This is a genomic window from Pseudomonas sp. (assembly GCF_030150285.1).
GTDB lineage: Bacteria > Pseudomonadota > Gammaproteobacteria > Pseudomonadales > Pseudomonadaceae > Aquipseudomonas.
The window spans coordinates 34210-55998 of the sequence record NZ_JASLGE010000023.1 but is presented as its reverse complement, the minus strand read 5'-3'; the positions used below and the strand labels follow the sequence as shown (position 1 = coordinate 55998).

The following is a 21789-nucleotide window of genomic DNA, read 5'->3' as shown; positions in this document are numbered from 1 at the left end:
GGCGGGCGTGGTTTAGAACGCTGGCACTACCGCACCGTTGTATTTCTTCTCAATGAAGGCTTTGACTTCTGGGCTGGTCAGGGCTTTGGCCAGCTTCTGGATCGCTTCGCTGTCTTTGTTGTCCGGGCGAGCCACCAGGAAGTTCACGTAAGGCGAATCGGAGCCTTCGATGATCAGCGCGTCGGTTTTCGGGTTCAGGCCCGCTTCCAGCGCGTAGTTGGTGTTGATCATGTCCAGGTCAACTTCGTTCAGCACGCGGGGCAGCAGCGCCGATTCCAGCTCTTTGAACTTGAAGTTGTGCGGGTTCTTGGCGATGTCTTTCGGGGTAGAGACCGCGTTGTTCGGGTCTTTCAGCTCGATCAGGCCCGCCTTGTGCAGCAGGATCAGGGCGCGGCCGCTGTTGCTGCCTTCGTTCGGAATGGCGATGGTTGCGCCGTTCTTCAATTCGGCCAGGCTTTTGACTTTCTTCGAGTAGCCACCAAACGGTTCAACGTGAACGCCGATCACGGTTTCCAGGTTGGTGCCTTTACCTTTGTTGAAGCTTTCGAGGTAAGGCAGGGTTTGGAAATAGTTGGCGTCCAGGCGCTTCTCGGCGACTTGCACGTTGGGCTGTACGTAGTCGGTGAAGACTTTGATGTCCAGGTCCACGCCTTCTTTGGCGAGGGTGGGTTTGATCAGCTCAAGGATTTCAGCGTGAGGAACCGGGGTCGCCGCCACCACCAGTTTCTCGCCAGCCTGTGCCAGGCCTGCCGTCAAAGCAGCCGCCAGTGCGGTAAACAACAGAACCTTTTTCATGCAATACCCTTAAGTGTGACCGTTCATGCGACGGTTTTATTGGAAGACGAAGCGAACAATACCGAGTTTCTTTATTCCAGAACAATAATATTTATTCAGCTTCTTATGCCATTTTGTTCATTTGATTTTTTCCGACTCGCCCCGCTGTGAAAGCGCGCGTGCTCGCGATCTTTACCCATCCAAAGAGCGTGAGCAAGCACGCTCCTGGCGGTTTTGGTCTAGGGCAGCAGGTTTTTAAGCGCCGCCAGTTCCTGCGCGGTGGCCCCTTTGATAAACAGCTCTATCTGACTCAATGCATCCGGCAGGTTCAGGTGTTCGGGCTGGATCTCTTCGCCCGTACTCACCAGCAGCGCAAAGTGAATCACGTTCTCCAGCTCCCGCGTGTTGCCCGGCCAGCTGTGGCGCTCCAGCACCCGTTGGGCGCTGTCGCTGATAAATGGCACGGGCAGGTTCAACCGCTGGCTATAGATGCCCAGAAAATATTCGGCCAGCGACAAAATATCCCCAGGCCGTTCGCGCAAGGCGGGCAAATCCAGGCGGCCTTCGCTGAGGTAGTGATACAGCCGTTCGTGAAACTTGCCCGCGTTGACCGCTTGGGTCAGGTCGATGCTGGTGGCGGCCACCAGTCGCACGTCCACGGGGCTGGGCTGGTGGGCACCGACGCGGGTGACTTCATGGGTTTCCAGGGCCGCCAGCAACTTGATCTGGATCGCTAACGGCAAGTCACCGATTTCGTCCAGGTACAAAGTGCCGCCATTGGCTGAGCCGAACCAGCCGGCGCGGCTGCTGGCCGAACGGTTATGGGTGCCGGGGGCATAGCCGAACAATTCGGCGTCTGCATACGTGGGGCTGATGGCACCGCAGTTAACCGACACAAATAACCCGCTACGGTCACTGGCGCGATGGATATGCCGGGCCAGCAGCTCTTTGCCGCTACCGGTCTCGCCGCGAATCAGTACCGGCAGCGCACGCGGTGCCAATTGCTCCAGGTCGTTGCGCAGCTGGCGCGAGCGCGGGTCTACAAACACCAGCGCCTTGGCGCGGATGCTCAGCGGGCTTTTTTCAGCGTCAGGGAAGGTCAACAATGGCTGACCGAAGGTTTCATGCAGGCTCATGGCGGGCTCCCGCCCGCCGCCAAAGGGTGGGCGCGGGCGTTACAGAAAAGTCAGGCGCGGCGCAGGGCACCGTGCTCAATGCGGGTTTGCAGGCGATACAAAAAGGCAAACCCTTGTTCCCAGCGTTGATGGCCGGATTTGACGTTGATGTGCCCGGCACCGCTGATGATGCCAATCTCGGCCCCCCACTGCAGGGCAAACGCCATCGCCCGCGGTGCGCTGACGGCCGCGTCGTTATCAGAGCTGACAATGTGGCTGGGAAACGGCAAGGTCCGGCTGGGGATCGGTGCAAAGTTACGCAAGGCGGGTGCGCAGGTGGGGCGCTCGACATCGGCCGGGGCCACCAGCAACGCACCGCGCACCTGGCTTAACAAGCTGGCGGGCGCACGTTCAGCCCAATGGGCTACGGTGATGCACCCCAGGCTGTGGGCAATCAGAATCACCGGTGTGCTGTCAGCCGCAATGGCTTCAGCCAGCGCTGCGATCCAGTCTTCGCGGCGTGGTGTCAGCCAGTCGGCCTGCTCCACCCGGGCACTGTTCGGTAAGCTGTTTTGCCAGTGGGTTTGCCAATGATCGTCGGACGAACCTTGCCAGCCCGGCACTATCAAATAGCGAATCGCTTCGTTGCCCATGGGTGCGCGTCTCCCGCTGTGTTTGTATTACTGAACCAGTATAGGGAGGGTTTTTAGAATCGCTAAGGAATAAGAAGCTATTTGGTAATAACCAAAAAATTTATTTTGGTGAGGGTGAAAGGGGGGCGAGCGCGTACGGTGGCCGTGAACGTGCTCGCGGTTTATTAGCCTTTGAAGGCTTGATGCAATTGCGCCAGGGTTGCGAAGTGGTACTTGGGCGCAAACGCATTCAGCTCTTCAAAACTGCCAAACCCGTAGCCCACCGCCGCCGCGTCCAGGCCGTTCTCGTGCGCGCCGATCAGGTCGTGTTTGCGGTCACCGATCATCAGCGTTTGGGCGGGGTCCAGCCCTTGTTCGGTCATCAAGTGGCGAATCAGCTCGACCTTATTAGTGCGCGTGCCGTCCAGTTCACTGCCGTACACCTCGTTGAAGTGGCGGGCGAAATCGAAATGGCGGGCGATTTCGCGGGCATACACCTGCGGCTTGGACGTGGCGATAAACAACTGCCGGCCTTGGCCTTCAAGGGCTTCAAGCAACGGTGTAACCCCTTCAAACACGCGGTTTTCGTACAGGCCGGTCACGGCAAAACGCTCGCGGTAGAAGCCCACGGCTTCCCAGGCCTGGGTTTCGCTGAAGGCGTAAAATTCCATAAACGCTTGCAGCAAGGGCGGGCCGATAAAGTGCTCGAGTTTGGTCAGGTCCGGTTCGTCGATGCCCATTTTGCTCAAGCCATACTGGATGGAGCGGGTGATGCCCTCGCGCGGGTCGGTCAGGGTGCCGTCAAGGTCGAACAGTACGTTCTGGTAATGCATGTAAGGCTCCAAATAAGTCGGCTCAAGCGGGCTGATCGTAGCCTTCGGCCAAGTGCTGATCTTTGAGTTTCACGTAGTTGCCGGCGCTGTAAGTAAAAAAGGCTTTCTCTTTTTCAGTCAGTTCGCGCACCGCTTTGACCGGGCTGCCGACATACAGAAAGCCGCTGGCCAGGCGCTTGCCCGGTGGCACCAGGCTACCGGCCCCGACGATCACGTCGTCTTCGATCACGGCCCCGTCCATCACAATGCTGCCCATGCCGATCAAAATGCGGCTGCCCACGGTACAGCCGTGCAGCATGACCTTATGGGCGATGGTCACGTCGTCGCCGATCAGCAGTGGGAAACCGTCGGGGTTGAACGGGCCGGCGTGGGTGATATGCAGCACGCAGCCGTCTTGCACGCTGGTGCGCGCGCCGATGCGGATGCGGTGCATGTCACCGCGAATCACCGTCAGGGGCCAGATGGAACTGTCGGCACCGATCTCGACATCGCCGATCACCACCGCCGAGCGGTCGACAAAGGCGCGTTCGCCCAGGGCCGGTGTGTGTTGCTGAAATGAACGGATAGACACCTATAGCTTCCTTCTTTAGCAGTGATAGCAGGGCTGGTTGCTGCGCAGTGCGGCGATTGTAATTAAGATGGCCCAATGTTTCTTCAAGCCAAGGTGCCCATCGTGAGCGAGAACAACCCTCTTTTGCAGTCCTACGACCTGCCGCCGTTCTCGGCGATCCGTCCTGAGCACGTTCAGCCGGCCATCGAGCAGATCCTGGCGGACAACCGCGCCGGCATTCGCAAGATCCTCGCCGAGCAAGGTCAGCACCCGACCTGGGCGGGCCTGGTGTTGGCCATGGATGAGCTGAACGACCGTCTGGGCGCGGCCTGGAGCCCGGTCAGCCACCTTAATGCCGTGTGCAACAGCGCTGAACTGCGCGAAGCCTACGAGGCATGCTTGCCTGCGTTGAGCGCGTATTCGACCGAGATGGGCCAGAACCGTGAGCTGTTTCAGGCGTTCGAAGCGTTGGCCCATAGCCCGCAGGTGGCGGATTTCGATCAGGCGCAAAAAACCATCCTTGAGCATTCGCTGCGTGACTTCCGTTTGTCGGGTATCGACCTGCCACCGGCGCAGCAACAGCGTTATGCCGAAGTGCAAAGCACCCTGTCGGAGTTGGGCAGCAAGTTTTCCAACCAATTGCTGGACGCCACCCAGGCCTGGACCAAGCACATCACCGACGAAGCCGCGCTGGCGGGGCTGACCGATTCGGCTAAGGCCCAAATGGCCGCAGCGGCGCAGGCCAAAGGCCTGGACGGCTGGCTGATCAGCCTGGAGTTCCCGAGCTACTTCCCGGTCATGACCTACGCCCAAGACCGCGCTTTGCGCGAAGAAGTCTACGCCGCGTACTGCACCCGTGCGTCGGACCAAGGCCCGAATGCCGGCCAGTTCGATAATGGCCCGGTGATGGAACAAATCCTCGACCTGCGTCAGGAACTGGCGCAACTGTTGGGTTTTGCCAGTTTTGCCGAACTGAGCCTGGCCACCAAAATGGCGGAATCGCCGGATCAGGTGCTGACCTTCCTGCGCGACCTGGCCAAGCGCAGCAAGCCGTTTGCCGCCCGCGACCTCGAACAGTTGCAGGCGTATGCCGCAGAGCAAGGTTGCCCGGAACTGAAAAGCTGGGACAGCGGGTTCTACGGCGAAAAACTGCGCGAGCAGCGTTACAGCGTGTCGCAAGAAGCGCTGCGCGCCTACTTCCCGATCGACAAGGTATTGAAAGGCCTGTTTGACATCGTGCACACGCTGTACGGCATCGACATTGTTGAACTCAAAGGCTTCGACACCTGGCACCCGGACGTTCGCCTGTTCCAAATCAAAGAGAACGGCCAGCCTGTCGGCCGCTTCTTCTTTGACCTGTACGCCCGCGCCAACAAGCGTGGCGGAGCCTGGATGGACGGTGCCCGTGATCGTCGTCGCACCGCGGCGGGCGAGCTGCAAAGCCCGGTGGCCAACCTGGTGTGCAACTTCACCCCGGCTGTTGCGGGCAAGCCTGCGCTGCTGACCCACGACGAAGTCACCACCCTGTTCCACGAGTTCGGCCACGGCTTGCACCATATGCTGACCGAGATCGAACACGCCGGCGTGTCCGGCATCAACGGTGTGGCGTGGGATGCGGTCGAGTTGCCGAGCCAGTTCATGGAGAACTGGTGCTGGGAGCCTGAAGGCCTGGCGCTGATCTCCGGTCACTACGAAACCGGTGAGGCGTTGCCCCAGGACCTGCTGGAGAAAATGCTCGCGGCCAAGAACTTCCAGTCCGGGCTGATGATGGTGCGCCAGTTGGAGTTCTCGCTGTTTGACTTCGAACTGCACGCTACCCACGGCGACGGCCGCAGCGTGGCGCAGGTGCTCGACGGCATTCGCGACGAAGTGTCGGTGATGCGCCCGCCGTCCTATAACCGCTTCCCGAACAGCTTCGCGCATATTTTTGCGGGCGGTTACGCGGCGGGTTACTACAGCTACAAGTGGGCGGAAGTGCTTTCGGCGGATGCGTTTTCGCGCTTCGAAGAAGAAGGCGTGTTCAACCCGCACACCGGCAAGGCGTTCCGTCAGGCCATCCTGGCCCGTGGCGGTTCGAAAGCTCCGATGGAGCTGTTCAAGGATTTCCGTGGCCGTGAGCCATCGATTGACGCGCTCCTGCGTCACAGCGGTCTGACCGAGGACGCAGCAGCATGAGCGACACACCTGTGAATGTGACCAAAAAACGCTTTATCGCCGGGGCGGTTTGCCCGGCGTGCAGCGAGCCGGACAAGTTGATGATGTGGAACGAGAACGACGTACCGCACCGCGAATGCGTGGCGTGCGGGTACTCGGACACGCTCAATGAGCAAGGGTTGTCGGTGCCCAATGAATTGGGCACGCGGGTCAATACGTCAGCGTTGAAGAAAGCCCCGGACCCTAAAGTGCAGGCGGTGCAGTTCTTCCCCAATCCGAAGCTGAAAAAGCCTTAAAGCGCCACCGTTGAGGCTGCAATGCGACCCGCATCGCAGCCTTCATCCCTCGTCAGCGACGACAGTATCAAGCCTTCTGCCACACCTTCGGTTTGAAGAACAACGTCTCGCCACGCGCCAGGTCGGTGAGGCTGTCATGGTCTTTGACCACTTCCACTTCAATCAGCTCGCTTTGACCTTCAACCTTCAACGTCACCCGGGTGGTTGCACCCAACGGGCGGATGTCACGTACCTGTGCGGCGTGGTGGTCTTCGATCTCGTGACGCGACAACGACACTTCGTGCGGGCGGAACAGCAGGTGCTGGTCTTCACCGATGTGCAGGCGGTTGGAGTCGCCCAGGAAGTGGTACACGAAGTCGCTGGCCGGGTTTTCATACACCTGGCCCGGTGAGCCGATCTGTTCGATCACGCCCTTGTTCATCACCACGATACGGTCAGCGACTTCCATCGCTTCTTCCTGGTCGTGGGTCACGAACACGGAGGTCAGGTTGATGTCTTCGTGCAGGCGGGCCAACCAGCGGCGCAGTTCTTTACGCACCTTGGCATCCAGCGCGCCGAACGGTTCGTCGAGCAGCAGCACTTTAGGCTCGACCGCCAGGGCGCGAGCCAAGGCAATACGCTGGCGCTGACCACCGGACAACTGCTCCGGGTAGCGGTCCGACAACCAGTCCAGTTGCACCATGTTCAACAGTTCGTGCACCTTTTCAGCGATGCGGGTTTCGCTCGGGCGCTCGCGTTTGGGCTTCATGCGCAGGCCGAAGGCCACGTTGTCGAATACCGTCATGTGGCGAAACAGCGCGTAATGCTGGAACACAAACCCCACGTTGCGATCGCGCACGTCGTGCCCCGAGACGTCTTCACCGTGGAACACGATGTTGCCTTCGTCCGGGGTTTCGAGGCCGGCGATGATGCGCAGCAAGGTGGTTTTACCGCAGCCCGACGGGCCCAGCAATGCCACCAGCTCGCCACTTTGGATGTCCAGGTTGATGCTGTTCAGGGCCTTGAAGGCATTGAAGTTTTTACTGACGTTACGGACTTCGATCGACATGGTTTATTCCTCCGCGGCGCTGGCGCGCAGGCGGTTAATGCGAGATTCGCTCCACTGCTTGAGCAGCAGGATGAAGAGCGCCAGGATCAGCAACAGAGTGGCCACAGCGAAGGCGGCAACGTGGTTGTATTCGTTGTAGAGGATCTCGACGTGCAGCGGCAGGGTGTTGGTGACCCCGCGAATGTGGCCGGACACCACCGACACCGCGCCGAATTCGCCCATGGCCCGCGCCGTACACAGCACCACGCCGTAGATCAGGCCCCACTTGATGTTGGGTACGGTGACGTGCCAGAACATCTGCCAGCCATTGGCTCCCAGCAGGCGTGCGGCTTCCTCTTCCTGAGTGCCCTGCTCCTGCATCAGCGGGATCAGTTCACGGGCCACAAACGGCACGGTCACGAAAATGGTGGCCAGCACGATACCCGGCAAGGCGAAGATGATCTGGATATCGTGGTCTTGCAGCCACGGGCCCAGAAAGCCCTGTGCGCCAAACATCAGCACGTACACCAGGCCGGCGATCACCGGCGAGACCGAGAACGGCAGGTCGATCAGCGTCACCAGGATGCTTTTGCCGCGAAAGCTGTATTTGCTCACGCACCAGGCGGCGCTGACGCCGAACACCACGTTGAGCGGCACCGAAATGACCACGGCAATGATGGTCAGCTTGAGGGCTGATAACGCATCGGGTTCCAGAATGGCGTCGAAGAACGCACCGAACCCCAGCTTCAAGCCCTGCGATACCACAATCAGCAAGGGCAGCAACAGGAACAGGATAAAGAACGACCAGCCGAAGCCGATCAACAGGCGTCGCGACAGCGGGCTGCCACGGCGGGCGGCGTTGGCAGCGTTGGCTGCGTTTAAGGTTGAACTGGACATAATCAGGCCCCCTTCACGGTTTTTCGATGCGGCGCTGAATCAGGTTGATCAGCAGCAGCAAAATGAAGGAAACCACCAGCATCATCACGCCAATGGCAGTGGCACCGGTGTAGTCGTATTGGTCCAGCTTGACCATGATCAGCAGCGGCAGGATCTCGGTTTTCATCGGCATGTTACCGGCGATGAAAATCACTGAGCCGTACTCACCAACGCCCCGAGCAAAAGCCAGCGCAAAACCGGTCAGCCAGGCCGGCAACAGGGCGGGCACCAGAATGTAGCGGAACACCTGCAAGGGCTTGGCACCCAGGCACGCGGCGGCTTCTTCGATTTCACGCGGGATATCAGCCAGTACCGGCTGCACCGTGCGCACCACAAACGGCAGGGTGACGAAGGTCAGCGCCAGGGTAATACCCAGTGGGGTGTAAGCGATTTTAAAACCCAGGTCGTTGGCGAACTGGCCGATCCAGCCGTTGGGGGCATAGAGCGCGGTCAGGGCGATACCGGCCACGGCAGTGGGCAGCGCAAACGGCAGGTCGATCATGGCATCGATGACCTTGCGCCCCGGGAAGGTGTAACGCACCAGTACCCAAGCCAGCACGGTACCGATCACACCATTGATCAGGGCCGCCGCAAAGGCGGTACCAAAGCTCAGCTTCAGCGCAGCCAACACACGAGGGGCCGTGATGATGGTCCAGAACTGGTCCCAGGTCAGTTGCGAGGCATGTACAAACATGGCCGCCAGAGGGATAAGCACGATGAGGCTGAGGTACACCAAGGTGTAGCCCAGCGTCAGCCCGAAGCCGGGTATGACGGGGGAGATACGACGTGACATAAGAGTCCTTGGTTAACGCACGAAGCCCGCAACTCAATCGCGGGCTCTATGTTCTAGCTTTCAGCGAGGCTTATAGCCCCACCCCACAGGTTATTGCGCCTGGTAGATCTGGTCGAACACGCCACCGTCATTGAAAAATTTCGGCTGCGCAGTTTTCCAGCCACCGAAGTCTTTGTCGATAGTGACTAGCTCCAGTTTCGGAAATTGTTGTGCGTACTTGGCTGCTACGGCTTCGTCACGGGGACGGTAGAAGTTCTTCGCGGCGATCTCCTGACCCGCCGGGCTGTACAGGTGGTTGAGGTAGGCTTTGGCGATCTCGGCATTGCCTTTTTTGTCGGCATTTTTGTCCACCACGGCAACCGGTGGCTCGGCCAGAATCGACAGCGAAGGTACGACGATTTCGAATTTGTCAGTGCCGCCGTCTTCTTTCAACGCCAGGAACGCTTCGTTTTCCCACGCCAGCAACACGTCGCCCTGACCGTTGTTGACGAAGGTAATGGTTGAGCCCCGCGCGCCGGTGTCGAGTACCGGCACGTGTTTAAACAGCTCCTGGACGTACGCCTTGGCCTTGGTTTCGTCGCCACCGTTGGCTTTCAGGCCGTGGGCGTAAGCCGCCAGGAAGTTCCAGCGCGCGCCGCCACTGGTTTTCGGGTTGGGGGTGATCACTGAAACGTCTTTCTTGATCAGGTCATCCCAGTCTTTGATGCCTTTGGGGTTGCCCTTGCGCACCAGGAACACAATGGTCGAGGTGTAAGGCGTGCTGGCATCCGGCAGGCGGGTTTGCCAGTTCTCAGGCAGGGTTTTGCCCAGTTTGGCGATTTCATCGATGTCGCCGGCCAAGGCCAGGGTCACCACATCAGCGCGCAGGCCATCAATCACGCCACGGGCTTGTTTGCCCGAGCCGCCGTGCGACTGCTGAATTTTAACCTTGTCGTCTGGGTGCGACTGGTTCCAGAACGTGATGAATTCGGCGTTGTAATCCTGATAAAGCTCACGGGTCGGATCGTAGGAGACGTTCAACAACTCGTAGTCTTTGGCTACAGCGGAGCCAGCAAAAATGGCACTGGCCAGCGCGGCCAGAGCGTAACGGCGTAGGGACATAGGTGAGGCTCCAAAGTGTGCATTTATTAGTTTTTATAAGCGTCTCAGGCGAGGGCGCTAGTGGGCGGTCAGTTGCTTTTCTGGCCCGGGTTCTGCAAACGGAATTTTTCTTTGCGTTCGATCTGCACCACCTGCGCGTTATGCACAGTGATTTCAACGGCACCAAAGCGCAGGTCCCGTAGCGCGCTCTGGATTTCCCGCAGAATGGTGGCTTCGTCCTGACCGTCAACGCTACGCAGAGATGCGCTCATGGTGTGCTCCTGAAAATGGGAATGCCTAAGGGGGCTGGCGTGGGAGCAATAGTAGTGAGGCGCGGATATTCTTAAAAATACTATTTAAGAATGCTTATATAACTGAAAAATCATTTTCATCTGAATGCGCCGACAGGCGTCCAAGCGCGTGCTTGCCTGCGATCTTTTAAAAGGCCGCGTGAGGTCTCATTTGGTCGGGTGCAATTGAAGACTCGGACTACACTCCAACTGCCTCGCCTGCGCGTCAACGCGGGGCAGGTGCGGCATGGGCCATGATTAAGGTGCGAACTGTCGCTGGACAGTCCGCTCAAGTGAGATCACCTTAGGCCTTCTGTCGTCTTTTCCGCCTGGTCTGGAGTCCTTATGTCGTTTACCCCTGAGTTGGTTGCCGAACTGGAAGTCCTTGCACTGTTTAACCTGGACAGTACCCAAGAGGGTCTGAAAGTCCATCAAAACGCTGATCCCAAAGCGATTGCAGCCGCCAAGCGACTGTACGAAAAAGAACTGATCGATCAACCGGATGGCGGTTATCTGACCAGCCTGGGTCGTGATGCGGCTCAAAACACTCAAACGCTGTTGACGATTCTGACGACGAAGTCCCCCAAAAAAGCCTGATGCCACGCCGCGCCCACGGGATCCATTAACACGCGATTCCGCGGGCACATTTTCTGGCACGGTAAAAAATCTGACGCCAAAAACGCTTTGGTCTTAATCCTTTCGCATGACTGGTTGTAAACTCCCTTCTCACTAACCTCCCCTTCTCTACCTCGCGCTGCGACCCGGTTGAGTGTATGACGTGCCCCTCAGAACCATGCCCGACCGTCGGTGAGGGCATTGATCGACAGCTTCTCACTGAACTGCGTGGGCGGTTTTTGGCCGTCAACCAAGGCCGGCTGGCGCGCGCGATGGAAGGTCTGGCGCTGTCTCAACAAACGCTGCTGGAACTGATGGCGCTGTTCTTTCACGTTAACCACCCGTCCTTGCCCGGTTATGTCTCGGACACAACGCCTGCCGGGGTGGCGGGCTACGAGCCGGCTACCGCTTCGCTGACCACCGCAATGGCGTTGTTTCGCGGCTTTGCCTGCACCCCTCGGGTCAGCGCGCACGCGCCCATCCAGGGCCTGTTTTTAATGGGCAGCCTGGGCACGTTGGCCCAGACCGATCAGAGCGATATTGATGTCTGGATCTGCCACGACCCCGGTTTGGGTAAAGCGGCGCTGCAGGCCTTGCGCAAAAAATGCCAGCGGCTGGAGCATTGGGCGGCGGGCCAGGGTGGGGAGGTGCACTTCTTTCTGATCCATGCGCAACGCCTTGCTGAAGATGAGCACGACGTTCAATTGAGTGCCCACCATGACGGCGTGATGCAGCCCACGCTGTTGCTGGATGAGTTTTACCGCACGGCCATCTGGCTCGCGGGGCGTACGCCGCTGTGGTGGTGGGTGCCCAGGTGTGAGGAAGGCCGTTATGACGCCTTTACCCAGCGGTTGCTGGCCGGGCGGGCGTTGTGCCGCGATGACGTCATTGACCTTGGGCACTTGGCGCACGTGCCGGTCGATGAGTTCCAGGGGGCCGGCCAGCGCCAGTTGCTGAAGGGGCTTGAGTCACCTTACAAGTCGGTGCTCAAGCTGTTGCTGATCGAGGTCTACGCCAGCGAGTACCCGCGAGTAAATTGCCTGAGCCTGCACTTCAAGCATGCGATGTACACCAACCGACTGGACCTGGATGAGCTGGACCCTTATGTGATGGTTTACCGGCGTATTGAGCATTACCTCAAGGGGAGCGGTGACCTGCAGCGCCTTGAACTGGTGCGCCGCAGTTTGTACCTGAAGGCCAATTGCAAGCTCAGTGACACGGCGGTTCAACCGGCGGCGCGCTGGCAGCACCGGGTACTGGCGCGCTTGACCGCAGAATGGGGCTGGGATGAGCGCCAGTTGTCGCAGCTCGACAATCATGCACAGTGGGAAACCGAGCAGGCCTGCCATGAGCGTCTGGCATTGGCCCGCGAGTTAAGTATCAGCTACCGGTTTCTGGACCGTTTTGCCCGCAAGGATAAAACGCTCAGAGTGCCCGCAACCTGAGGCTACGGCGTGAAGTGATATTATTGTGACATTATGTTTCGAGGGGACTAAAGATCGAAGTCGCCAGCGGCTTCAGGCTGGTATTCAACCTCCAGCAGTTTCAGTTTGAGGGTTTTCCCCCCGGGTGCTGGCCAGTTGATGTGTTGGCCCACTTGCAGGCCCAGTAATGCACTGCCTACCGGTGCCAGAATCGAAATTTTGCCTTCGTCGGCGTTCGCATCCTTCGGGTACACCAATGTCAGGTGGTAATCCTTGGCGCTACCCTCTTCGCGGCAATGCACGCGAGAGTTCATGGTCACAACGCCAGCAGGGACTTCGGTGTGGCCGACGATCGTTTCGGCGCGATCCAGTTCTTCCTGCAATGCAACAACACCCGGCAGTGAGTCGTCGAGGTTGTCGATCAGCTTCTCCAGACGTTGAACGTCCAGGCGCGTGAGGATGATGGAAGGTGAAGTACTCATGACCTGGCAGACTCCTTTTTTCTGCACGGAAAAGCAAAACCCCGCCAGGTAATGGCGGGGTTTTGACCAACCTCGATAGTGCGAGGCGAACCCGGACACTACCACAGCGAAATAAATACACAAGCCGGGGGGCGGGCAGAGCCCCACTCACCTGCCGCTGTTTCAGCCTTGGCGCTGCCGGGCCTGTTCACAAATTACCCGGCGGCGTTGGTCGTCTGCCGAGCGCCACTCCCGGATGTCTTCGACGTGTCGAAAGCAGCCCAGGCAGACCTTGTGCTCATCCAGCCGGCAGGTGCTGATGCAAGGTGACGGCACCGCCGGGCTGACGTTGCTGTACAACGGTTTTGCAGGTTTAGCAGGGGTGGTCACAATCAGATCTCGTCAAATTCCAGCTCGGCACCGGCATGTTCCAAAGTCAGGCGGGCAACCATTTCGCAGAGCAGTTCATCGGTTTTGTCGCATTTCCACGAACTGCGCTTCTCGTCGTAGTCAAAGTGGAACCCGCCATTGGGGGCCGCGAGCCAGAGCTGCAGCACGGGGGCTTGGCGGCTGAAGATCAGCGCTTTGCCATTCTCGAACTTGACCGTCAGGATCCCGGCCGAGTTTTCAACATCGACATCAAAATCACATTCGTCAAAGATGTCTTCCAGGTTTTCCTGGGTTGCATCGACCAGATCGTGGAAACGGGCTTCAGTCAAACTCATGGTGGAACCTCGTAATGTCTAGTCATGCTCGGAGCTCGCAAGATACGGGCGCTCCAGGCCGATTGCAAACCCCTGTTCCAGGCACGGCTGGCCACTACTGATTATCCGCACAGGTCAGTTTGTGCGAGCCGTCTGCTGCATAGGCAAGCTGGTAGGCGCTCGGTATACTCGGGCGCAATTAATGCTTTTCAAAGGATTTCGCCATGAAGCGCCTGATCTCTTCTCTTGCTGCGCTCGTCGCGGTCGCCTGCCTTGTTTCTGCCTGTGGTCAAAAAGGACCGCTGTATCTGCCCGATCACAGCCAATCCCCAGAAGACCAAGCGAAGTCGTCGCAATCGCACAAGCACGAATAAGGGAACACCATGGACGCTTTTAATTACCGGGACGGCGAGCTGTTTGCCGAAGGTGTAGCGCTGACGGCCATTGCCGAGCGTTTTGGCACGCCGACGTACGTCTACTCTCGGGCGCACATCGAGGCGCAATACAACGCTTACGCTGATGCACTGGGCGGCATGGCGCACCTGGTGTGTTTTGCGGTCAAGGCCAACTCCAACCTGGGGGTGCTCAATGTCCTGGCGCGCCTGGGCGCTGGTTTTGACATTGTGTCCCGTGGCGAACTTGAACGCGTACTGGCCGCTGGCGGCTCGGCGGATAAAATTGTGTTCTCCGGCGTCGGCAAAAGCCGCGACGACATGCGTCGCGCGTTGGAAGTGGGCGTGCATTGCTTCAACGTCGAGTCCACCGACGAGCTGGAGCGCCTTCAGGTCGTGGCTGCGGAGCTGGGCGTTCGTGCGCCGGTTTCACTGCGGGTCAACCCGGACGTTGATGCGGGCACCCACCCGTACATTTCCACAGGCCTCAAGGAAAACAAGTTCGGTATCGCCATTGCTGATGCCGAAGATGTGTACATCCGCGCCGCGCAGTTGCCGAACCTCGACGTGGTCGGTGTTGATTGTCACATCGGCTCGCAACTGACCACCCTCGAACCGTTTATTGACGCGCTTGATCGCTTGCTGGCACTGGTCGATCGTCTGATCGACTGCGGCATTTACCTGCGCCATATCGACCTCGGTGGTGGCCTGGGTGTGCGTTATCGCGATGAAGAGCCGCCGTTGGCGGGCGATTACATCAAAGCCGTGCGCGAGCGCATTGAAGGCCGTGACCTTGCGCTGGTGTTTGAGCCGGGCCGCTTCATTGTGGCAAACGCGGGCGTGCTGCTGACTCAGGTTGAGTACCTCAAGCACACCGAACACAAGGATTTCGCCATCGTCGATGCGGCCATGAACGACTTGATCCGCCCGGCGCTGTACCAGGCCTGGATGGACGTGACCGCCGTGCGCCCACGTGACACCGAAGCCCGCCTCTACGATATCGTTGGGCCGATCTGTGAAACCGGTGACTTCCTGGCCAAGGACCGCTCGCTGGCGCTGGCCGAAGGCGATTTGCTGGCGGTGCATTCGGCCGGTGCCTACGGTTTTGTCATGAGCTCGAACTACAACACCCGTGGCCGCGCCGCTGAGGTGTTGGTCGATGGCGAGCAAGCGTTTGAAGTGCGTCGTCGCGAAACCGTGGCTGAGCTGTTTGCTGGCGAAAGCCTGCTGCCGGAGTAAGCCCATGTTGCTGCGTTTTACTAAAATGCACGGCCTGGGCAATGACTTTATGGTGCTTGACCTGGTCAGCCAGCATGCGCATATCTTGCCCAAGCACGCTAAACAATGGGGCGACCGGCACACGGGCGTGGGCTTTGATCAATTATTGATCGTTGAAGCGCCGAGCAACCCGGAAGTGGATTTCCGTTACCGGATCTTCAACTCCGATGGTTCTGAAGTGGAGCAATGCGGCAACGGCGCACGCTGTTTTGCGAGGTTTGTGCTCGACAAGCGTTTGACCACCAAGCGTGAAATCAGGGTCGAAACCAAAAGCGGCATTATCGAGCTGACTGTGCGCAGCGATGGGCAGATCAGCGTCGATATGGGCCCGCCACGCTTGAACCCGGCGGATATTCCGTTTGTGGCCGACGAACAGGCGCTGAGCTACGAACTGGATGTCGACGGCCAGCGGGTTGAGCTGGCGGCCGTGTCCATGGGCAACCCCCATGCCGTGCTGCGCGTGGATGACATCAATGCGGCACCGGTGCATGAACTGGGGCCAAAAATTGAACATCACCCGCGCTTTCCGGCGCGGGTCAATGTCGGCTTTCTGCACGTTGTCGACCGCCAGCGCGGGCAACTGCGGGTGTGGGAGCGCGGTGCCGGGGAAACCCAGGCCTGCGGCACCGGTGCCTGTGCGGCTGCGGTCGCGGCCATCAGCCAAGGCTGGATGGACTCACCGTTGATCCTCGACCTGCCCGGCGGGCGTTTGTCCATCGAGTGGGCCGGCCCAGGCCATTCGGTGATCATGACCGGCCCGGCGATGCGTGTTTACGAAGGACAAGTCCGTTTATGAGTGAGTGCCCACGATGACCGATCAGCCGCAGTCTGCAGACCTCAAAACCTGTGCTCAAAACCCCGAGGCTGCGGCCGTGGCGGCTTATCTTGAGGCGCATCCGGATTTCTTCAGCCAGCACGACGAGCTGTTGTTGGCGTTGCGCATTCCGCACCAGCGCGGCGCGGCAGTGTCGCTGGTGGAGCGCCAGCTGGAGCTGTTGCGCGGGCGAAATATCGAGATGCGCCATCGCTTGTCACAACTGATGGACGTGGCCCGTGACAATGACCGCCTGTTTGAAAAGACCCGCCGCCTGAATCTGGCGTTGATGGATGCCACCAGCCTTGATGAGTTGGTGATCGCCGTTGAAGACAGCCTGCGTCAGGACTTTCAGGTGCCCTTCGTCAGCCTGGTGTTGTTTGGGGACAACCCGATGCCGGTGGGCCGCTGGGTCAACAGTGCCGATGCCCAGCGTGCCCTGGGTGGCTTGCTGAGCGAAGGCAAAGCCGTCAGCGGAAGCCTGCGCGAGCATGAGCTGGACTTTTTGTTTGGCGAAGAGCAGCGCAAGCAGATTGGTTCAACGGCGGTCGTCACCCTCAATCACTTGGGGCTGCACGGTGTTTTGGCCGTGGCCAGCCGAGACCCTCAGCACTACAAGAGCGCGGTCGGTACGTTGTTTCTCAATTACATTGCTGAAGTCTTGGGCCGCACGCTGCCCCGCTTTACCGGCGCTCTGCGCTCGGTGCGCTAAAAATGGAACGGCAACTGGACGCTTACTGCGCTCACCTGCGCAGTGAGCGCCAAGTGTCGGCCCATACGCTAGAGGCCTATCGTCGCGACCTGAACAAAGTACTGGCCTTCTGCATCAAAGCTGCAATCCCTGATTGGACGGCACTGGATATCCAGCGCATGCGCCACCTGGTGGCGCGCCTGCATCAGCAAGGTCAGTCTTCGCGCAGCATTGCGCGTTTGCTGTCGGCTGTGCGCGGCCTCTACCGTTACCTCAACCGCGAAGGCCTGTGCGATCACGACCCGGCCAACGGCTTGGCTCCGCCCAAAGGCGAGCGACGGCTCCCCAAAACCCTGGACACCGACCGTGCCTTGCAGTTACTGGAGGGGGCGGTTGAAGACGACTTTTTGGCCCAGCGTGATCAGGCGATTCTGGAACTGTTTTATTCTTCCGGGCTGCGTTTGTCTGAGCTGACGGGGTTAAATCTGCAGCAACTGGATTTGGCCGATGGGCTGGTGCAAGTGCTCGGCAAGGGCAGTAAAACCCGTGTGTTGCCGGTGGGTCAAAAGGCGCGCGAGGCGTTGCACACCTGGCTGGCGCTACGGGCACTGGCTAACCCGCAGGATGACGCTGTTTTCGTCAGCCAGCGGGGCAAACGCCTGGGGGCGCGGGCGATTCAACTGCGGGTCAAGGCCGCCGGCGAACGTGAGTTGGGTCAGAACCTGCACCCGCACATGTTGCGGCACTCCTTCGCCAGCCACCTGCTGGAGTCCTCCCAGGACTTGCGTGCCGTGCAGGAGTTGCTGGGGCACGCGGACATCAAAACCACGCAAATCTACACCCATCTGGATTTCCAGCATCTGGCATCGGTCTATGACAGCGCCCACCCACGGGCCAAACGCAGTAAGGACAGTGAATGACAATCGAGCTGATTACCTTCGACCTCGACGATACGTTGTGGGACACCGCGCCGGTGATTGTCAAAGCCGAGCAGGTGTTGCGCGACTGGTTGAGCCAAAACGCATCACGCTTGGGGGGTATTGAGGCGGCGCAGTATCAGGCCATCCGCGAGCGGGTGCTGGTCCAAATGCCGGGCCTCAAGCACCGCATCAGCGCCTTGCGCCTCCAGATATTGCAGCAGATGTTGCAGGACGCGGGGTACGACAATGCGCAGGTGATGGCCCGTGACGCGTTTGAAGCCTTTATCGAGGCACGCCACGTACTCGACGTATTTCCACAGGCCGAGCCGACCCTGGCTGCATTGGCCCGTGACTACGCGTTGGGCGTGGTCACGAATGGCAACGCTGATGTGCACCGCATTGGGCTGGGGCATCACTTTGCCTTTGTGCTGTGTGCCGAAGACATTGGGGTGGCCAAGCCGGATGCGCGGCTGTTTCACGAAGCGTTGTTGCGCGGTGAGGCTCAGGCCCAGGCAACGGTGCATATAGGTGACCACCCCAGAGATGACATTGCGGGTGCTCAGCAAGCGGGCTTACGCGCCGTGTGGTTCAACCCCGGCGGAAAACAGTGGGAGGGCGACAAGGCACCGGATGCTGAAATTGGCTGCTTGAGCGAACTGCCTGCGGTATTGAAGCGCCTGAGCTGAAAGCCATCGCTCTTTTAAAGATCAAAAGATCGCGAGCAAGCTCGCTCCTGCAAGATGTTGTATCGCTGGCGAAGAGCGAGGCGGTACGGGCCACAAAAAAACCCGCAGCGACGGCGGGTTTTTCCAACTGCTAACAACAGCCCTTAGATAGGGCGGCTGCCATATTTGTTGTCAGGCTTTTTGGGCGGATCAGCCACCACATTAGCCTCAACTTCCTGCACCTTGCCGCCTTTGGACAAAAACTCTTCCATCGCACGAGCCAGAGCATCACGCTCCTTGTTTTTGGCTTCTACGCTTGGCAACTCGTCAACCGACACCGCTGACTTGGATTTACCCTTGGCCGCAGGGGCCGGGGCATCATCGCCACCATCGTCGTCAGCCACGTCATCGGCTGCAGTCTCAAGACCTTCTTCGGATTCGTCGTCGTCACCTACTTCGAGGTCATCATTTTCCAGATCGTCGTCGCTCATGTTCTACCCCATGACTTGCGTAAAGCAGATTAGTTATAGACCAGTTGCGACCACTGTCGATTGCCACTGGTGAAAAAGTCGCCAGGTTGACCCCGGTCTTACGCCTCTTCGCCCATTAAGCGTTGAGGGCTTTGCGAGCGCCATGTGTTTCACGTTGCTCGCGCTATAACACTGCCAGGTGCCCAACGTGTCGTTCGGTACGCTGGCCTTGAAAACGTCGGGAGATCTTCCCTGTTTTCGTCGTATTCGGGGTGTCGTTTTGCCCCCTTCGGCGCGCATTCTAGCGTGCTGAAGAAAAAAGCAAAGCAGCTAATAGTCGAGTTGTACTGTAAGCGTTCACCCCATCATTAATCGTAGATCGGATCTTTTCCAGCAGGCGTGGGAATTTTCATTCTATTGCAGAGAATATCGCTACATTTCAGACAAAAAAATACCCGGCAAACCGGGTATTTTTTTACTGGGCGATTACAGGTTGTAGCCGCGCTCGTTGTGCTGTGCCAGGTCGAGGCCAACCGCCTCTTCCTCTTCGGCTACACGCAGGCCCATCAAGGCGTCCAGTACTTTGAGAATGATAAAGGTCACAACCGCGGTATAGATCACGGTGAATGCGACCCCTTTGAACTGAATCCAGACCTGGGTGCCGATATCGGTCACGGTACCGAAGCCGCCCAGCACCGGCGCGGCGAATACGCCGGTCAGGATTGCGCCGACGATACCGCCCACACCATGCACACCAAACGCATCCAGCGAGTCGTCATAGCCCAGTTTGCGCTTGAGGCTGGTGGCACACAGGAAGCAGATAACGCCCGACGCCAGGCCGATCACGATGGCACCCATTGGGCCCACGGTACCGGCCGCCGGAGTGATGGCCACCAGGCCCGCGACCACACCGGACGCGATGCCCAGTGCGCTCGGCTTGCCGTGGGTGATCCATTCGGCAAACATCCAGCCCAGCGCGGCGGCGGCGGTGGCGATTTGAGTCACCAGCATGGCCATACCGGCGGTGCCATTGGCGGCGGCGGCGGAGCCGGCGTTGAAGCCGAACCAGCCGATCCACAGCATGGCGGCACCTACCAGGGTGTAACCCAGGTTATGAGGGGCCATCGGGGTGGTCGGGTAGCCTTTACGCTTGCCCAGCACGATGCACGCCACCAGGCCTGCAATACCGGCGTTAATGTGCACCACGGTGCCGCCCGCGAAGTCCAGTACGCCCCAGTCCCACATCAGGCCGCCGTCGCCGCTCCACACCATGTGCGCGATCGGGGCATAGACCAGCGTGAACCAGACGCCCATGAAGATCAGCATGGCGGAAAACTTCATGCGCTCTGCGAAAGCACCGACGATCAGGGCCGGGGTAATGATGGCAAACGTCATCTGGAAGGTGATGAACACCGCTTCCGGGAACAGCGCCGTCGATGAGGTCAGGCTGTCCGGGGTGACGCCCGCCAGGAAGGCCTTGGAGAAGCCGCCGATAAACGAATTGAAGTTGGTGACGCCTTGCTCCATGCCGGTGGTGTCGAATGTAATGCTGTAGCCATAGATGACCCACAGGATGCTGATAAGACCGGTGATGGCGAAGCACTGCATCATCACAGAAAGAAGGTTTTTGGAGCGAACCATGCCGCCATAGAACAGCGCCAGGCCGGGAATGGTCATAAACAGCACCAGCGCGGTGGCGGTCAGCATCCAGGCGGTGTCGCCGGAGTTGAGGACTGGAGCAGCTGCTCCGTCTGCCGCCATGGCCAGGCCAGGCATTACGACGGACAGCAGGGCTCCGAGCCCTGCGAATTTACGCAGAGTCATAGTGTTTTCTCCTGGGGCGTTGGGGTTTGGCGGCTTAGATTGCGTCGGTATCGGTTTCGCCGGTACGGATGCGAATAGCCTGTTCCAGATTCACTACAAAAATCTTGCCGTCACCGATTTTGCCGGTGTTGGCAGCCTTGGTTATCGCCTCGATAACCCGATCCAGATCTTTGTCGTCAATGGCGACATCAATCTTCACTTTTGGCAGGAAATCGACCACGTATTCCGCGCCGCGGTACAGCTCGGTGTGACCCTTCTGCCGGCCGAAGCCTTTGACCTCAGTTACAGTAATGCCTTGAACGCCGATCTCGGACAGCGACTCGCGCACGTCGTCTAACTTGAACGGCTTGATAATGGCGGTGACTAGCTTCATGAAACTTCTCCCGAATTGGTGGACTTGCCCCAGGAAAACAAACCCGGCTCAAGTCTATGCGCAGTGTCTGGCTTTGTAACGCTTCGTCAGCCGTCTTCTGGCTGCGCAACGTCGATCAATCGCTGGTGACGAAAACTGTCCTTGAACCACCTGCCCGCACTGCCTTCGTCACAGCTGCTGCTTCAGTGCATGAGTCATGAGTCACTAAGCAGAAACCTTGCCATATCTGAAAATGCCAACAATTACAGCGAGTTATTTGACGTTAGTGGCGCATTGCCTGATTTTGCCGGGTATTTGTGCGCGAAGTTGGTGCGTGAGCCGCTGAGGTCGTGCGCGAAAAATGTGCGCCGAGCCCTGCCCCGTGCGCTCTCAACCCCCGTGATACACTCGCGCCATCAGTTTTGAGGACCTCAACCATGCTCGCGCCCAAAGACCTTCTCGATGCCCTGAGTGGCCAAGCTTCACGTTTGTTCAGTGGCGAAACCGCGCTGCCGCGCAACGAAATTGAAAGCCAGTTCAAAGCCTTGCTGCAAAGTGGCTTCAGCAAGCTGGACCTGGTGAGCCGCGAAGAATTCGACAGCCAGATGGTCGTACTGGCGCGCACCCGTGCCCGCCTTGAAAGCCTGGAGGCCCAAGTGGCCGAGCTGCAAGCCCGGTTAGCGCCGCCCGAGCAGTAAT

27 protein-coding genes are annotated in these 21789 nt (G+C 59.0%); 11 read left to right on the top strand and 16 right to left on the bottom strand.

Annotated features, from left to right (window positions below; translation table 11 throughout):
- Positions 1-12: 12 nt before the first annotated feature.
- The 5 genes from Q1W15_RS04155 to Q1W15_RS04135 all read right to left on the bottom strand — a co-directional run bounded on the left by Q1W15_RS04155 (position 13) and on the right by Q1W15_RS04135 (position 3925).
- Positions 13-795 (bottom strand): MetQ/NlpA family ABC transporter substrate-binding protein, encoded by a 783-nt coding sequence (locus Q1W15_RS04155; RefSeq protein WP_300723112.1) that lies wholly within the window; start codon positions 793-795, stop codon positions 13-15.
- Positions 796-1013: 218 nt separating this feature from the next.
- Entirely contained in the window at positions 1014-1910 is an 897-nt protein-coding gene (locus Q1W15_RS04150; protein ID WP_300723097.1) for a sigma 54-interacting transcriptional regulator, read from the bottom strand.
- A 50-nt stretch (positions 1911-1960) separates the two neighbouring features.
- The gene (locus tag Q1W15_RS04145) at positions 1961-2542 is read right to left on the bottom strand and encodes an alpha/beta hydrolase (protein ID WP_300723065.1); all 582 of its coding nucleotides are present in this window, start codon (positions 2540-2542) and stop codon (positions 1961-1963) included.
- A 164-nt stretch (positions 2543-2706) separates the two neighbouring features.
- Entirely contained in the window at positions 2707-3354 is a 648-nt protein-coding gene (locus tag Q1W15_RS04140; protein ID WP_300723052.1) for an HAD family hydrolase, read from the bottom strand.
- A 22-nt stretch (positions 3355-3376) separates the two neighbouring features.
- Positions 3377-3925: a gamma carbonic anhydrase family protein gene (locus Q1W15_RS04135; protein WP_300723036.1), complete on the bottom strand. Its 549-nt coding sequence runs from the start codon at positions 3923-3925 to the stop codon at positions 3377-3379.
- Between the two features lie 75 nt (positions 3926-4000).
- Here Q1W15_RS04135 and prlC point away from each other — a divergent pair, with 75 nt between their 5' ends.
- Together prlC and Q1W15_RS04125 are read left to right on the top strand one after the other, a co-directional pair.
- Positions 4001-6079, top strand: a complete 2079-nt coding sequence (gene prlC, locus Q1W15_RS04130) for an oligopeptidase A (RefSeq protein ID WP_300723022.1) — start codon at positions 4001-4003, stop codon at positions 6077-6079.
- Positions 6076-6354 carry a YheV family putative zinc ribbon protein gene (locus tag Q1W15_RS04125; protein WP_300723008.1) on the top strand — a complete coding sequence of 93 codons (279 nt, stop codon included), beginning with the start codon at positions 6076-6078 and terminating at the stop codon, positions 6352-6354. The genes prlC and Q1W15_RS04125 overlap by 4 nt, the downstream gene beginning before the upstream one ends.
- Before the next feature lie 67 nt (positions 6355-6421).
- Here Q1W15_RS04125 and Q1W15_RS04120 read toward each other — a convergent pair whose 3' ends face one another.
- From Q1W15_RS04120 to oscA, 5 genes are all read right to left on the bottom strand, one after another.
- On the bottom strand, positions 6422-7402 hold the full coding sequence (locus Q1W15_RS04120) for a sulfate/molybdate ABC transporter ATP-binding protein (protein WP_300722998.1): 981 nt from the start codon (positions 7400-7402) through the stop codon (positions 6422-6424).
- 3 nt (positions 7403-7405) lie between these two features.
- Complete coding sequence (gene cysW / locus Q1W15_RS04115; RefSeq protein ID WP_300722986.1) at positions 7406-8278, bottom strand: sulfate ABC transporter permease subunit CysW; 873 nt, start codon at positions 8276-8278, stop codon at positions 7406-7408.
- A gap of 13 nt (positions 8279-8291) precedes the next feature.
- Complete coding sequence (gene cysT / locus Q1W15_RS04110; protein ID WP_300722971.1) at positions 8292-9110, bottom strand: sulfate ABC transporter permease subunit CysT; 819 nt, start codon at positions 9108-9110, stop codon at positions 8292-8294.
- A 90-nt stretch (positions 9111-9200) separates the two neighbouring features.
- The gene (locus Q1W15_RS04105) at positions 9201-10211 is read right to left on the bottom strand and encodes a sulfate ABC transporter substrate-binding protein (RefSeq protein ID WP_300722958.1); all 1011 of its coding nucleotides are present in this window, start codon (positions 10209-10211) and stop codon (positions 9201-9203) included.
- 68 nt (positions 10212-10279) lie between these two features.
- Entirely contained in the window at positions 10280-10462 is a 183-nt protein-coding gene (oscA, locus tag Q1W15_RS04100) for a sulfur starvation response protein OscA (protein ID WP_300722942.1), read from the bottom strand.
- Positions 10463-10825: 363 nt separating this feature from the next.
- On the opposite strand from oscA, the gene Q1W15_RS04095 reads away from it, so the two are divergent.
- Together Q1W15_RS04095 and Q1W15_RS04090 are read left to right on the top strand one after the other, a co-directional pair.
- Complete coding sequence (locus Q1W15_RS04095) at positions 10826-11077, top strand: TIGR02647 family protein (RefSeq protein ID WP_300722927.1); 252 nt, start codon at positions 10826-10828, stop codon at positions 11075-11077.
- 176 nt (positions 11078-11253) lie between these two features.
- Positions 11254-12540, top strand: a complete 1287-nt coding sequence (locus Q1W15_RS04090) for a class I adenylate cyclase (protein ID WP_300722911.1) — start codon at positions 11254-11256, stop codon at positions 12538-12540.
- Between the two features lie 47 nt (positions 12541-12587).
- On the opposite strand, the gene rnk is transcribed toward Q1W15_RS04090, so the two are convergent.
- The 3 genes from rnk to cyaY all read right to left on the bottom strand — a co-directional run bounded on the left by rnk (position 12588) and on the right by cyaY (position 13705).
- Complete coding sequence (gene rnk, locus Q1W15_RS04085) at positions 12588-13001, bottom strand: nucleoside diphosphate kinase regulator (protein WP_300722896.1); 414 nt, start codon at positions 12999-13001, stop codon at positions 12588-12590.
- A 162-nt stretch (positions 13002-13163) separates the two neighbouring features.
- Complete coding sequence (locus Q1W15_RS04080) at positions 13164-13370, bottom strand: DUF1289 domain-containing protein (protein ID WP_300722882.1); 207 nt, start codon at positions 13368-13370, stop codon at positions 13164-13166.
- A gap of 2 nt (positions 13371-13372) precedes the next feature.
- Positions 13373-13705, bottom strand: a complete 333-nt coding sequence (cyaY, locus tag Q1W15_RS04075; RefSeq protein ID WP_300722867.1) for an iron donor protein CyaY — start codon at positions 13703-13705, stop codon at positions 13373-13375.
- A gap of 203 nt (positions 13706-13908) precedes the next feature.
- Between cyaY and Q1W15_RS04070 the strand changes: the two genes are divergently transcribed.
- The 6 genes from Q1W15_RS04070 to Q1W15_RS04045 are packed head-to-tail and all read left to right on the top strand — an operon-like array spanning position 13909 to position 18465.
- Positions 13909-14058, top strand: a complete 150-nt coding sequence (locus Q1W15_RS04070) for a lipoprotein (protein ID WP_300722853.1) — start codon at positions 13909-13911, stop codon at positions 14056-14058.
- 9 nt (positions 14059-14067) lie between these two features.
- Positions 14068-15315 (top strand): diaminopimelate decarboxylase, encoded by a 1248-nt coding sequence (lysA, locus tag Q1W15_RS04065; RefSeq protein WP_300722844.1) that lies wholly within the window; start codon positions 14068-14070, stop codon positions 15313-15315.
- Between the two features lie 4 nt (positions 15316-15319).
- Complete coding sequence (gene dapF, locus Q1W15_RS04060; RefSeq protein ID WP_300722834.1) at positions 15320-16150, top strand: diaminopimelate epimerase; 831 nt, start codon at positions 15320-15322, stop codon at positions 16148-16150.
- Between the two features lie 13 nt (positions 16151-16163).
- Positions 16164-16880 carry a DUF484 family protein gene (locus Q1W15_RS04055; RefSeq protein WP_300722806.1) on the top strand — a complete coding sequence of 239 codons (717 nt, stop codon included), beginning with the start codon at positions 16164-16166 and terminating at the stop codon, positions 16878-16880.
- Positions 16881-16882: 2 nt separating this feature from the next.
- A complete protein-coding gene (xerC, locus tag Q1W15_RS04050; protein WP_300722791.1) occupies positions 16883-17779 on the top strand; it encodes a tyrosine recombinase XerC in 897 nt (298 codons plus the stop codon).
- Complete coding sequence (locus Q1W15_RS04045; protein ID WP_300722775.1) at positions 17776-18465, top strand: HAD family hydrolase; 690 nt, start codon at positions 17776-17778, stop codon at positions 18463-18465. Before xerC ends, Q1W15_RS04045 begins: the two co-directional genes overlap by 4 nt.
- Before the next feature lie 143 nt (positions 18466-18608).
- On the opposite strand, the gene sutA is transcribed toward Q1W15_RS04045, so the two are convergent.
- The 3 genes from sutA to glnK all read right to left on the bottom strand — a co-directional run bounded on the left by sutA (position 18609) and on the right by glnK (position 21111).
- Positions 18609-18935, bottom strand: coding sequence for a transcriptional regulator SutA (gene sutA / locus Q1W15_RS04040; protein WP_300722762.1), 327 nt, complete (start codon positions 18933-18935; stop codon positions 18609-18611).
- A 465-nt stretch (positions 18936-19400) separates the two neighbouring features.
- Positions 19401-20738 (bottom strand): ammonium transporter, encoded by a 1338-nt coding sequence (locus Q1W15_RS04035; protein WP_300722747.1) that lies wholly within the window; start codon positions 20736-20738, stop codon positions 19401-19403.
- Positions 20739-20772: 34 nt separating this feature from the next.
- Positions 20773-21111 (bottom strand): P-II family nitrogen regulator, encoded by a 339-nt coding sequence (gene glnK / locus Q1W15_RS04030; RefSeq protein WP_002555808.1) that lies wholly within the window; start codon positions 21109-21111, stop codon positions 20773-20775.
- Positions 21112-21527: 416 nt separating this feature from the next.
- Between glnK and Q1W15_RS04025 the strand changes: the two genes are divergently transcribed.
- The gene (locus tag Q1W15_RS04025) at positions 21528-21788 is read left to right on the top strand and encodes an accessory factor UbiK family protein (RefSeq protein ID WP_300722733.1); all 261 of its coding nucleotides are present in this window, start codon (positions 21528-21530) and stop codon (positions 21786-21788) included.
- Position 21789 lies beyond the last annotated feature (1 nt).